General features: G+C 68.3%; 2 protein-coding genes. Both read left to right on the plus strand.

Annotated features, from left to right (window positions below):
• The first annotated feature begins 10430 nt into the window (after positions 1-10430).
• Entirely contained in the window at positions 10431-12821 is a 2391-nt protein-coding gene (locus tag OG741_RS00005; protein WP_405593764.1) for a Helicase associated domain protein, read from the plus strand.
• Between the two features lie 182 nt (positions 12822-13003).
• Positions 13004-14437, plus strand: coding sequence for a hypothetical protein (locus OG741_RS00010; protein ID WP_405593766.1), 1434 nt, complete (start codon positions 13004-13006; stop codon positions 14435-14437).
• Positions 14438-14546: the final 109 nt, after the last annotated feature.

Raw genomic sequence — 14546 nt, forward strand, 5'->3', positions numbered from 1 at the left:
ATCGCTCTTCGGCATGTCGGGATCGCTATAGCCGGAACGCCGCGGGATGCTGCGCCGCCAGACCCTCCCGAAGTCCTGCTGGCACACGGCGGAGCGGCGGTGCCGTCCAGCACGCGCCTCGGCTGCGCAGCGGGCCGAGTGCAATTGAAAGCCGGATGGCTTCGGCGGCGACTGGCCATCTTCCTGTCGCCGTACCAGGCCTGCGCCAACCGCCCGCCACCCGCGGACCGCGCTCACGGCATCGCCAGGCCGTAGGGTGTTCGAGTTCGCCAGGGCGACGAAGATGACGGCCTGATCAGTAGCCTCGGCACCTCGCCTTCCACGAGCAGGTTGCCTGCCGGATCGAACGGGGCGCCCAGGGCGTACTTCATCACGGTCGCCGGCACACCTGGGCACGCGCACGCCATCGCCGGCGGCGAGGATCAAGATTGCAGGCGAAGTAGGGCGAGGCGATCAACGGAAAGAAGGTCATAAAACGGTTGAACCAACGGTAAGTCAACACCACCTGATCGTCCCCGTATCTCCTGAAACAGGCCGCCGGGCTGGCGCAATACCGGGCGAGGTCGCCGGACTACCGATCCGCCGACGGGCCGGGCGTGCTGTTCGAACGCCGTCGCCGCGCGAGCTCCGAACACCGGCGATCGGTGACCAGTTTCCGCGCGGAGCCCGCGACCTCACCGACGTCCGTCGTCCTGGCGTCCGTCGGCTCCTTCAGCTGAACGGGTTCGCGCATGGTCTGATCCAGCGGCCAGGTCCTCGGATCCGCATCGGTCTTCCAGGATCGTCCCACTGGTGCGGAGGCGCAGCCGGCGCAGCACTGGCCTGCCTCGGCGAATTCGAAGGGTCGTCACGTCTTCTACAGCAGACCGCCCATCTGGTGGCCTGTCGGCCTGCTGATCGCCGAGGTGCCGTGCAGCAACTCCACCGTTTCCGGTGGCCGCGCAACTGCATCAGCAGCGATGAGTTGGTAGCGCAGGCGTAGCGGCCGGGCGGGTCGACGGATCAGCCGAGCGCATCCGCGCCCTGACCTCCTCCACGAGGCTGGCCGGCGGCGCCCGCACGGCGGTCTCGATGCCGCTCCGGTGGCCAGCTCGACGCGCAGGATCTGCCGAGCCCGCCTTCGTTCTCGTCATGATCCGCTTTTCCAGACGACGAGCGGGTGTCCGAGCGCCGCTCGTTGTGCCGTCGTCCTTCGCGCAGCACAGCCGCTCGCCTGCTCGGCGACGATGGCCTGGCGATGGCCTTGCTGGCGAAAGGCCGGCCCCTGCGGCGGCAGGTACCCTGCAACACCCTCCGTACTTTCCGCCTCCACAGCAACGGCGGTGATGCGGCCTTCGTGGCGCAGCGCGAGGATCTCCTGGTCGTCGAGGTAGGCCCAGCGACCGCGCAGTTGGCGATGCCGACTGGCAGCAGCAGATCAGCGCTGGAGTGCGCCTTGCCACCAGGAGATAGCGGCCGGGCTGAGCGAGTTCCAGAGCGCGTGCAACGGTCACCTCGTCGGTGCGCCCACCGCCGGTGCCGGAGGGCGGCGATGCGCCGGCTCGATGGGCGGCGGGTCGGTGACCCAGGGCCTGCGCCATCGCCTGGCGCTGGCTCGTCCTGGTCACGTACCGCGTCCAGCAGGTCGAGCCTGGGGAAGCGCTCGCGCGCTGGGAAAAGCTCGACGTCCTCGTCGCGGCGATGCCCCACCACGGGCGGCGACAGTACTTGCGACGTCGTTGGTCTCGTTCACCGGCGCCAGGCGCGCTTGCGAGGGTGCTGCTCGGACGTGCCTGCGAGCAGCGGGGACTGCTCCAGGGCATCGCCGGGCGGAAGGGAGCCCAGCAGGGCGCCGTCGAAGTCCGCGTCGCCTGGCCAGGGCCGCCGGGAGCCAGCGCCGCCGCAGCGCTCGAGCGGAGGTTCGACTTCGCGCCCCGGCGGCCGGGCAGGCTGCCGAGGGCGAGAGGATCCTGCCGAGCGGCGCGGCACCGGAGTCCCAGACCAGCCGCCTGCGCACCGGGGTCGAGCATCGACGCGCTGTCCATCATCCAGGGCGGCAGGTCGTCGCGGCTTCCAGCGGCCCCAGACCTGCCCTCCGGCCCCGCCGGCGACGATCACCGCGCCTGTCGGGCCTTTCCGAGACGCCGCCGCCCTGCTCGATGTTGCGGGCGGACATTGTCGAAGACCAGCACAGGGCCTGTTCGGTCCTGGGCGAGGTCTGCTGCTGCCCCGCCAGGCAGCACGGTGACGACGAGCCGGGTCTCGGCTGCTCGACTCGCGCTGGTCATCGCTGGACCAGACGCCCTGCCCCGCGCGAGATGCGGTTTCCAGCCACCCGCTCGGCGCGGCCCCGGCGCCAGCACATGGACCCGCCTGCCCGCCGACGAGGAGACGATGTCCTTCCAGCCCGGCCATGGAGTGCCTGAACGGCAGACGTGGAGAGGGGTCCCTGCCGTCGCTCTGGGCCGGTTCAAGTGGAATTTCCGGGGCAGAGGCCCCGGACAGCGGCCTTCAGCAATGCGGATAGACTGCGCCTTCTACTGGCGGGTTGAACGAGGGGCCGGTCTCCCCGACGCCACCATCGGCGGCGGTCGACGGCGGCCGACGCCATCGCCCTCCGTACGCGGATGGGCGGGACGGTACTCTGGTTCACTCGACAGTCCGGCACCACGACAGAGCCTCCCCGAGCCTCCTGCATGCCGGGATGCTTCCAACCAAAGTACCAGAAAGAGAAAGAACCCCGAGCCACTCGCCAGGGCATGCGGCCATCACGATGTGCTGATCTGCGCCAGCTCAGGACCTGGGAGCATCGGCAGCCTGGCGAGGAAACCGCTGCATCGATCCAGTCCACTGGCTGCGTGGCCAGAGCATGCGCAGCGTACCGTTACGTCCCCAACTGATCGGCGATGTCGTGCCGACGGCGATCGAGACCCGGCCGCGCGTTGGGCGAGCTGTACCGAAATGGCGCAGGACGACGGCCTTCAACGCCGGTCCGGCAATGCGCTTGAAGACGTCTCCACGGGGCCATGCATCAGCGACCGATGAACACCCCACAAGGCCTCCGAGGCCATCGTCCGGGGAAGTGGCCGCCTCAACGCGGCGAGCGGCCAACCGCGCTGCGCCTGTACGCGTCATCACTGCTGCGATAGAGCGGCGCCTGCGCGCTCCTGCTCACCCCTGCGCCTCCCAGACAGGCCTGCTCGGCCGAAATCACCGAGGACGGCGGACTCTTGAACTGGGCGACCGTAATGGGTCGGTAGGCGAGCCGTTTTCACCTGTCGATCAGGGCCACCTGCCAGCGGAACGGTCGGGTCGTCGCCCGCCGTCAGGGACATCGAGTTGTCTCGATGCGACGCGAGGGCTGCGGTGTTCGCCCTGGATTGCGTCGGACATCCTCCACACTTCGGCGGGCGATAGGCGCTGGCCGCCGCCTGAAGAGCCGGGGTATCGACGCCGCAGCCGGCCGAGATCACCGCGATGCGCCGTGGCCCACTTCCGAACTGCTCGTTCCACCGCCCAGTTCGGCCTCGATCGCCCGGAGGTCGCGTGAACTTTCAACTGCACGGTGAGCTACGGTTTACCACATCATCGGTGCCGATGGCCGCGCCGAGTTTCGCGATCGAGGGAGGCTTCATCCACGTCTCGGCACTAGCCTGCTCTTCTGCTCAGCGGACCTGCACAGTGCATTCGGCCTGCCGGGATCCGCTCCCGAGAGCACCGCCGCGGAGCGAACGGCACAGCGGCCGAGGTGGGCGGTGATGGCATGGTACCGACCAGGTCGGCTCGAGGGGGAGGAGCGCCATGGACAGCGCCGCCTACGAGGCCGCGCCGTTCGGCGACGACTTCGCCAACGCCAGGACGGTCGAGTTGCGGACGTCCGAGGCGAGCTGAACAGATCAGACGCAGCGGCCAGGCCACCTCTCCGCGCGGCACTGCGCGCCAAGCTCGCAGTACGAACGGTGGGAGCGCGCGCTGCTTCGCCAGGACATGGCCGCCACAGCGACAGCACGCCGATGTCATCGCCGCGCTGGCCGGTCCAGTTGCTCACCGACGAGATCTCGCCGGCTGGCGGAGGCGACGCCTTCACCCCGCCGCTCAAGAGGAGCTGCTTCGCCGTTTCGTCGGGCTAGGGATGCCGGCACATCGGTGCTGTCCGCTCGAGCCCTCTGACCAGCGCCGGCGGTGTGGGCAGAGGGTGGAATTCCCTGCCTTCCCGCCACGGCCGGCGGCCGCCTCGGTGACCGCCGTGCGCGGGACTGCCGCTGCGAGCGCCGAGCCACTCGCCGGCGCAACGGCGCGGGTCGCCACGGCGATCGACACCGGGCGTCCCCGCCTGGTGAAGCGGCGATCACTCGCCATCTGATGGAGGAGCCCATGCTCGGGCGGGGATCGGCCGTCGCCTGCCGACAGCCTGCTGGTGACGGCTTCACCGCTACGGACTTCGGTAGTCGGCGCCAGTACAGAAGAGTCCGGCGTGCGCGCCTGGTGCTCGGCGACGGTTCGAACTGTCGGTGCATGGAAGGTCCACAGCCCGCCGACCTGCTCAGCCAGGCCGGCCTGAGCGAGCGTCGAGGCCGTTGGCGCAGATACCGAATTGCCCTGCCAGGGCGCAGTTCGCCGAGCCGACGAGACGAACGTGACCACAGCGCCCAAGGTGGCAGCCAGCCTGGGCGGTGGACATGGGGTCGGCTGTCGGGAGCGCGAGGCCCGGCGTCTCAGGGCACATCTGCGACGAGATACATGCTGCAATGCTACGAACGTCGCACCGCGTATCGAGTCGGTCACCTGCTTCCTCGCCTGAATCCTCCCTGCGGTGCCACCGTTGGCCGGCATCTCCGCCCGGAATCGGCGCCGCCCATCTGAACAGGGCAGCAATGCGGGGCTTCTCCTCCCACGCTGCAGAGCTGGGCTAGCCGGGAGACCAGGTCAGCTTCAGCGCCCGCTAGAACCCGGACCTGGCCGCCGCCGTGCTGTTGGCGGCACCGGTCGCGGCGTCGAGCCATCAATCGCGCCGGTTCCACGGCTCTGCCGCGCCACCGCCGGAGTTCCTCTTCGGCGCGGGGCGGGTGTCGTCGCGGCCGCGGGCCCGGGGTTGATCTGATGATGGCCGGACCACAGCGACAGCGCCAACGACGCCAAACAGGGCGACGGCCGCCCCGGCCGACATCAAGCCCGCACTCCGGTCCTGGGGAGCCGAGGCGCGGCAGTGCCGCCAGCGGAGCGGTGGCCGGTCCCGGCCGTTCGTCATCGGGTGGCAGGTGACTGAGGCACGTCCGCCCCGGTGCACCGCCGGATCCGCTCTCGGAGGTTGCACCGATACTTCCCGCCCAGTTCGCCCCACAGGGTTCTGGCGCCGGTGCAGCGCCCGCTGCGAGAACTACAGTACCGACGCACTCAGCGGTCCACGGGCCTGCCGCTGCTCCCCCACCTGGCGACCGCCCTGCTGAGGGTCGGCGCGAGATCTGCGACGTTGATCCGTCGACCATCGGCTTCGGCCAGTGGCGCTGAGCGCGCGTCTCGAGCCGCGCCAGGGCGAGGGGTGCCAGTTCGCGCGCGGTCACCGCCGGATTGTCGACCGTGAACCTCCATTCCCCCAACACTCACAGATTACCACTTTTCATGCGCACTTTGTTGAACATGCTGATTGCGCATCTGCGTAGCCTGACTGCTCGACGAGGCGCGAAGCCGGCGGAGCGGAGCCGGCCACGGGTTCGGCGCAGCGCCTCGCGGCGGATTCCGTTCGACGGGGCCGCCCGAGAGCGCCGCGAGATCACCGCCCACAGTTCTCGAACGCGCTCGGTGGCCACGCCGCGCGATAGCGGGGTGAGCGCACATGTAGCGGTTGAACCGACGCAGCCCGGCGAGCGCCGGCCAACGGCGAGCGCCGGGGCGTCTCCACCGACGGGGAGTCGAATGAGTTCATCTCGGCCGTCGCCCGCGGGCTTCAGCTGGGTTCCGGCGTTCCGGGCTACCACGCCTGCGCGCCAGCCGCCGGCCCAGGCAGGAATGTTCGAGGAGGACCTGGAGACGAGGTGCCGCCGGGATGACCTGAGCCAGCCTCACCGCCAGATCAGCGCCCGGCGCGTGGGCCACGGGTTTGACCGACTACCGCCTGGCGGCCTGGCTTCTGTCGCCGCCGACGGTCCGCTGCGCCGCCGCCCTGCAAGCCGAAGAACACCGAGGCGCCTCCGAGCCGCCCTGCGACGCCGCCGCCCCGCACCGATAGAGCATTGCATCGCCGTGCGCCTAGAACCGCGCCCGCCGCCGACCTATACTCCTTTCTCCACCCCGCTTCATGCAGGCCCTGGGTCGAGGGCGGCGAGCGTGCTGTGCGCCGGTGCGGTCACGCGGGTTCGGGGGCCACATGCCTGACTGTCTGCGCGGCGCCCGTCCGGCCGGGATGCCCCAACAGGTCTGCTCGGACGAGCATACGGGCGACGGGATCCCCGCGGACACACCCACCGCAGCGCACCTGGCGCCCTTCCTTCGACAGAGTGAATGCGGCTGTCCCAACGACTGCCGCAGCACGAGGGGCCCATTGGCGGCCGTCGCGGGTCGCCGACCATCCGCCCCACCAGTCTCCGGGATTCGGCGGCGCGACGGCTGCGCTGCTGTAGGCGTGGTTATCGGCCGGGTGAAGCGCGGGCTCGAAGGTGGAGCCCTGGAAGAATCGCCGCCACCGGCGCGAGAATCCCGCACCAGGATCCGCGGACGCCTCCGAGGCAACCAGAGTCTTGTCCCCGCCGATCTGCCGCCGCTGCACTCGGCCGACCGGGAGGGTCAGCGGTGGCCAGTCGCCTTCTCCGGCTGATCTTCAACTGCCATGGCTCGACCCAGGGCCGGGGCTCCACGTCGCGAATCTGGTCATCTTCCCCACGCCCAAGCTCGAACTCTGACCTGGCCCAGAGCCAGTCCTCGCTCCCGCCTCCGTGGCCGGCCTCATCATTCTCGGGTGAACCGGCACAGCCCACAGCCGGGAGCCCTACTAAGAGCGTTCCCGAGCGCCCCGCAAGCACATGGGCCCACCCCGAAAACGGCACACCTGTGTCCGCACTCACGATCACGAAGGAAATGTACGCACCCGCCTGATCCACGCGCTGGCGGCGGCCTGCCCTGGACGTCACTCTTCTGCAGGGCGGCTCCGGCGCCCACGGATCGCCTCTACCGCCAGATCACCGTCGAGGGCGAGGGACGGACGGGAAGGGGGCACTGAACAGATGCGTCCACGGTACACGCCCGCACGCGAGTACTGGACGTCCGAACTACCGCTTGCACGCTTCCTAGTCCGGCCTCGTTCCCCGCCCGCCAAGCCTCCCATGATGCAGCGCGTTCCGCGAGAGCCGCTAATGGGCTCGGAACCCGACTTCGAACCCACATGCGCCCACTCCCGCAGAGCGTCCAAGTCGAGCTCACCGCGGGGGGGGAGGAGTTCGTAACAAAGACGATTGCGCAGAGGACGGAGGAAGCGGTGGCGCCCGCGGGTTACAGCCAGGACGGTCGGCGGCTGCGGTCAGGCTCGTCACCGCTGTTGCCGCTGCTCGCTCGCCGCACGGTCGGAGGTAAAGGAGACCCGGCGGAAGACCCCGCTGCGCGCGCACGTGGCCTCGTCGACCGACGTTCAGGATAAGTCGTCTACCTCGGAGTTGGTCCGCGGTCACACCGGCGGTTTCAGCCGTCGCTCAGAACACCCTCGAAGCCACCTCGATATAACGCCTCCACGCAGTTCGGGATACGGGTGCGGCTTCTGCATCAAGGCATTTCAGTTACGCAGAGCAGTGTCTCTTCTCGCTGGCCCTTCCTGCGCGGGGTACGGTTGACACTCGGTGGAGTTCGCGTTGTTTCGGTGCCGTGTCATCGCGGTGTTCACTGCTGTCGCGCCAGCCATGCCGATGGAACATGCATGCGGATCGACAATGTGCCGGTCGTCGGTCAGAGTGCGCGGCAAGTGCCGCCGATCGGTTGTTCCAGTTCAGCGATTGCGGCGAGGGCCCGCTCAGTCCCGGGCGGTTTGAATAGTGCCCCGGCACGGTGGAGGGGCCGGGACAGCCGTCGGTCGCCGCGGGGGCGCAGAGCTCGTAGGCCCGCGCGGCCTGCCACTTTCCTCGAACGCCGCGTCGGCGGCGTCCACAACATGCCCGCTTCGTGTTCGGCACGCCTGCCGTCAGGCCCGCCCGGCGCTGGAAGCCGCCCGCGATCCACTGTCCCAGCGGGCGTCGTGGCACGCGTACCCCGCTTCGTGAGTTCGGCGTGCGGCGGCCTATTCTCAGTTCCGGAGCCGCTCGGTGCCGATGACGCCAGCTGACCCACCATCACGGCGGGAGCTGCGGCAGACGGGATTCTCCGCCTGGCCTGCCTGAATGGCTGTTCCTTGATTTATCCTCGCCTGTTTTTCTGGACGGCTCTTCGTCATGGGCCTGAGCTGCGCTTGGCTGTACGAGGTCTTCGACGACGCTGGAATGGGCGGTCATCAGCAGGCTGCTTCGACCCGGCTGTATCGGACGATGTCGCGGGGTGCCCAAGTCCGTAGGCCACTGAACACCGCCGGATGCGACGTCTTCCAGGGATCGCGGCAGCACGGCCGCGTGCCGCGGTCCTGAAAGCGTCCAGGACTTCGCCGACGCCGCGCCGCCATCGCCAGTCGGCCCACCGCCGGGCGCCCTTCGGCCGTGGTCATGCGCCCGGGCTGCCGGCCTCTCCGCCCCAGTTCCTCCGCGCGCCTGCGCCTCGACGCCGGGTGGAAGTCGCCCGCCGATGGCCCGCTACGTCCGGTATCGAGCTGCCCCCGCACCTCTTCCTCCTGCTTCGGCAACGCGGTTCTCCGGGGGTGACGATCTCGTCCGCCAGCCCACCGGGCCGAATTCGATAGCGCGCAAGGCCGTGCACACCGCCGACGCCAACGTCACAGGATAGCCGGCTTCGTCGTCATCGACGCGGCCATCTCGGCAAGGCATTGCCGCCCCATGCCGGCTGGTCGGCGTCGCCGTCGAGGGCGTTCTCGCCGGAACACCATCCGGCCTGGCCGAAGGTCCCCGCCCACGCCTTCCCCGGTGACCCCGGAGGCGCGGTGCGCTCCTCACCACCACAGCCGTAGTCCGTCGGGGCGAGGCAAGCCAGTACACCCAGCGAGGTAGGTGCGGGGGATGGTCACCGGAAAAAGCCTGGCTGCTGCCGGGCCACCGCACCCGCAGGGTCCAGTTCTCCGGATCTTCGCAGAGCACAGGCCGCCGGCTTCGATGCCTCAGCTCCTGCCACGCCCTCAGGCCGCCTGCGCGGCATCTACGTCGGCCATACCGCGGCGCAGGCCGCCTACCATCCGGCGCTGCCGGCGGCGGACAGCCCCGCCCTGCCGTGCGCACCTGACCGCCTTCAGCGGGAATCCCGCCCACAGGACATCGGACGACGGCGTCGACGGCCTGATCTGATGGTCAACGCATACGGCCATTTCCCGGTGCGTTCTTTCATTGAATGGCGCGCAACAGATCGGGGAGGGCGGTGGCGTGGCTCCAGACTCTACACAGTGCGTATACCACATGCACCCTCTTGCATGGGGTCGCCTGCGGGGTGATACCCGACAGTTCTCATTCATGACGAGCAGGGTGCCGATGGGGTGTTGTAGGGGTTGGCTATACCCTGCGGGAGCGCCAGAGGCCTGCGGGCGGAACCCGTCACTTCGTCATGCGCCGCCTTCCATCGCCCGGATGGTCCGTCACCTGCGTGATGTCTGATGTTGCGCTCGCGGAAGACACCGCGCGCCCGCAGCCAAAGCCAGCGAGGACCCGCCGCGGGGACTCCTTTCGCGCGCTTGCTTACCGACATGCCTTCAGGACCTGCTCGCGGAATTCACCCGCCTGCGGGGGGGAGCGTCAAGGAAGTTGCCAGGGCGGCCGTCGCTGTAGGTGATCCCGCCCCTGCCGGATCTGCGGCGGCAAGCCGCCGCAGAGGGAACGGCTCCGCTGACGCTCCGCCAAATTCCCCCGCAAGCGGGGGAATTGAATTCCGCGAGCGGAATTCTGAAGGCATGTCAATTCGCGCAAGCGCGAATTGTGGGAGTCCCCGCAAGCGGGTCCTCCTTGGCTGGCTGCGAGGGGCGGGTGCATCATGTGCGGGCGCTGTGTAAATCCTGGGAATCCCAGGCATCACCTCTGTAACGGAGTTGACGGACCATCAGGCCGATGGAAGGCCGGCGCCACGGTAGTGACGGGTTCCGCTGCGCTCCACCCGAACCCCTCCCCCAACACTCCTGGGGATGTAGCCAACCCCTACAACACCCCATCAGCATACTCCACAACCCTCGTCATGAGGCCTGAACTGTCGGAGCATCACCCGTACGAACGGGCCCTATGCAAGAGGGGTGCATCATGGTGATGCACTGTGTAGAGTCTGGAACCACACCGCACCACCCTCCCAGTCTGATTGCGCGCCACATTCCGTGAAAAGGAGAACACCGGGAAATGGCCGTGAAACTGCGTGACCATCAGATCGAGGCCGTCGACGCCATCGTGCGCGGCCTCGATATTCCTGTGGGCGGGATTCCCGCTGAAGGTCTGCGCGGTCAGGTCATTGCCGCGTGCGGAACGGGAAAGACCCTCATCGCCGCTTCAGCGGCGCGCCGGATGGTGCCGGGCGGCCGGGTGCTGGTGCTGGTGCCGACGCTGGAGCTGCTCACGCAGACGGTGAAGGCGTGGCATGGGGCTGGGCATCGGGGGCCGGCGGTTGCGGTGTGCTCGCTGCAGGAGGATCCGGAGCTGTGGACCCTGCGGGTGCGGTGTACTACCAACCCGGTGCAGCTGGCGCTGTGGCACGGCACGGGTCCGGTGACCATCTACGCCACCTACGCCTCGCTGGGTGTGCTGGCGGAGGCGTTCGAGGGCCTCTACGGGCAGCAACTCGCCCCCGTGGACCTGGCTGTGGTGGATGAGGCGCACCGTACCTCCGGGTCTTTGGGGAAGGCGTGGGCGGAGATTCATGACCAGATGGTGATTCCGGCGGGGCGGCGGTTGTATCTGACGGCGACGCCGCGGATTTGGCAGGAGCGCCCGCCGGCATGGGAGGTGGCTGAGGGGGTGCGGGATGCGCTGCCGGAGGAGATGGCCGCGTCGATGGACGACGAAGCCATCTTCGGCCCTGTCCTGTACCGGCTGACGTTGGCGTCGGCGGTGGCCCGCGGCTTGCTTGCGCGCTATCAGATCATTGTGGTGGAGCTGGCGGACCCGGTCGTCACCCCGGAGCGGCTGCGCGGACCGCAGAAGCGGGAGGAAGAGGTGCGGGGGCAGCGGCTCGGTGCCCTGCAGGCCGCACTACTACGGACCATGGCGGACCATCAGCTGCAGACGACCATCACCTTCCACCACCGGACGATAGAGGCGCAGGCGTACGCGGAGGGCCTGGGGCGGGTGGCGGCGAAGCTGCACGCGGACCAGCCGGAGAAGTACCCGAAGGCGATCTGGGCCGACTGGCTGTGTGGCGAACACGTCCCCGAGCGTCGGCGGGAGATCCTGGGCGGTTTCGGGACCACGGCGCGGCGTGCGGTGCTCTCCAACTGCCGCGTCCTGGGCGAAGGCGTCGACATCCGGGCGGTGGACTCCGTGGCCCTGCTGGACCCCAAGAGCGCCCCCCACGACATCGTCCAGGCCATCGGCCGGGCGCTGCGTCAGAAACCGGGTCAGGGCAAGCTGGCCTCTTTGATCGTGCCCGTATTCCTGGCACCGGGCGAACAACCAGAAGACATGTTCACCTCCGGGTCGTACCGGCCATTGGTAAAGGTGCTACAGGGACTCCGGGCCCATGACGAAGAAGCCGTCGAACTGCTCGCCATCCCACAAGAAAACCAAAAACGAGGGATAAATCCAGGAACAGCCATCGGGCAGGCTCGGGCAGAAGACGAAGAGGAATCCCGTCTGCTGCTGCGTTTCGCGGCTCCGCGTGACCCGGTGATGGTCGCTGAGTGGGTGTCCTTCAACGTCATCGACACCGAGCGGCAGGACTGGGGGCGTGGATGGGCCGCCGCACGCCGGTTTCACGAGCGGGAGGCGCACTTGCGGGTGCCGTACGACCACAAGGAGGGCGCCTACCCGCTGGGACAGTGGATCGCGGAGCAGCGCCGGGCGTACCGGGCGGGCCAGATGACCGGCAAACGTGCCGAACGCCTGGAAAAGCTGGGCATGGTGTGGGACGCCGCCGACGCGGCGTTCGAGGAGAACCTGGCGGCCGCGCGGGTGTACTACGAGAAGCACTGGACACTCTGCGCCCCACGGGCCGCGACCGCGCTCGACAGGCCGGTCGGGCAGTGGCTGTCCAACCTCCGCCGTGCCGGGGCACTGGCCGGCCACCCGGAACGGGCCCAGGCCCTCGCCGCAATCGATGAACACTGGAACCCGCACTGGCCGGTCGACTGGCAGCGGCACTACGCCGCCGTACACAAACTCCTGACCGACGAAACCACGCTGACCGAGCTGCAGCCCGGAGTCACCGTCCACGGCATGAACATCGGCACATGGCTGGCACGACAACGTGAACACACCGCGTGGCACAGCCTGATGCCGAAACAACGCGAACTCCTCGAGCAACTCGGTGTCCAGCCGTACCCCGCACAGGAAGGGGCTCCGGCGAAAGGACGCAAGGGCGGCTCTGCAGCCTTCGAACGGGGCGTTGAAGCCCTACGCCAGTACAAAGCCCGCACCGGCTCCCTGACCATCCCCAGGAACCACGTGGAGGCGTTGCCGGACGGGTCGGAGGTGAAGCTCGGGGTGTTCTTGAGCAACAGCAAGAGCCGCCGGGCCAAGTTGACCGCGGACAAGCTCCAGGCGCTGGCCGCGCTCGGGCTCGGCTGGGCGGCATCCTGACGCTGTCGGTCGACGGGGACCCCGTGCGCGCTGTGCGGCCCAGGGTCTTCCGCTGCTCCGGGTCTCCAGGGCTACACCCACCTCAGTGCGATGCCGTTGAGCTTGAGGCAGCGGCAACGGCGGTGACGAGCGCAACCACAGCTCCTCCATTTCCATCTACCTGCCCGGATACCGTCTAACCCATGGCTTCCCGCGAACACCCACCACTTCCCGAGTCGGTCCGTCACGGTCTGCGCGCGATCGTCTTTGACACGAACTCCTTTCCCCGCGGTGGGCTCGACTTGGGCCTTCTGCAGGAGTGGGCGCAGCGAGCCTTGGATGATGGGTTCGAAGTCTGGGTTCCGGAGCCGGTGCTGTGGGAACTCGCGGAACACGCCGCTGCATCATGGGAGGCTTGGCGGGCGAGTACGAACCGGGCTAGGAAATCGATGCAAGCGGCCGGGCTGAGGATTCCCTCGGACGATCCGTACTCCTCGCGTGCGGAGGTGATGGCCGCCGTGGACGCATCTGTTCGAAGCCTTGCTCCGTCCGTCCGGATCATCGCCCTCGACGGTGATCTGGCAGTAGAGGCGATCCGTGACCAGGTGCAAATACGCCCGCCCGCCAAGAAGAAGAGTGACGTCAAGACGGGTGCCGCCGACAGCGCGTGGATCAGGCAGGTGCTGCGGGCCGCCGACAACGACATCGCCTCCTTCGTGATCGTGGGTGCGGACGCAGATGTCTACGACGCCTTCAGGGGCTGGAGCCTCCCGAAGCCGCACATGGTGCCTTTGCAGGCGCTTCAGGGAACGCTCTTCGTCCTGGAGGCTCCGAGCAACGAGACCAAGGACGCTTTGGTGCGGTTCCTCCAGGGCATGGTGGGCCAGCCGCTGGAGGCGGGGCGTACTCCGGATGAGGACCTGACTCTGGGCCAGGTCGGAGTTCTAACCGAGCTTGTCGACGATTGGGAAGATGACCAGATTCGCGACGTGGAGCTTGGCCCTATCAGGGCCGTCGTGGGTATGAACGAGGTGAAGATCAGCCGGAGAGGACTGGCCACCGCGCAGGTGTTCCTCTTGGTCGAAGCCGAGTACAGCGGCTGGCGGATCGACGAGGACGGAACTCTGGTTGCCCACTCATCGAACATCCCGCAGATCCTGGTGCGGGACGTTCTCAGCTTCACCCTCGATGGCGGCGCGGTCACCCGTGCCCGGTCCGAGACTGCTCAGGCCACGGCATACCGAGCTGATAACCACGCCTACAGCGACCCGTCGGATGCGCTTAACGAGCTCATCGACGCCCTCAGGCTGATCCCGGGGGCTGAGGAAGATCTGGAACTGATGGTCGGCGATAGGGGTTCCACGACGTACACCAATGGCTTCGACCTCGTGCTGGAAGTGGAGCACGGCGGTGGAGATCCTCATTGGACAGCCACATTCACTCTGTCGAAGGAAGAGTGGTCGGCCACCCTGGAAGTGCGCTGCGAGTGGGACTCCCTCCGTGTCCCGTACGAGGATCCCGACATCTTTCCCGCATATGTGCTCACGTCCGACGAGGCCTATGACCGGAACATCCCAGCCGAATGGGCACCGGCCGCCTGGGTGATCAACCACATGTGGCCCCCCGAACCCACGTGACCGCACGGCGCTCACAGCCACGCTCGCCACCCTCGGACTCGACAGGGCTGCCATGAAGCAGGGTCGGAGCAGAAAGGAGTGCCATGCGTTCGTAGAGGGCCGGCACGAG

Source organism: Streptomyces sp. NBC_01410, from assembly GCF_045040195.1.
Lineage (GTDB): Bacteria > Actinomycetota > Actinomycetes > Streptomycetales > Streptomycetaceae > Streptomyces.

Coding starts and splice junctions, on each gene's coding strand:
- OG741_RS00005 (WP_405593764.1), top strand. CDS start 10,431: ATGGCCGTGAAACTGCGTGACCATCAGATCGAGGCCGTCGACGCCATC.
- OG741_RS00010 (WP_405593766.1), top strand. CDS start 13,004: ATGGCTTCCCGCGAACACCCACCACTTCCCGAGTCGGTCCGTCACGGT.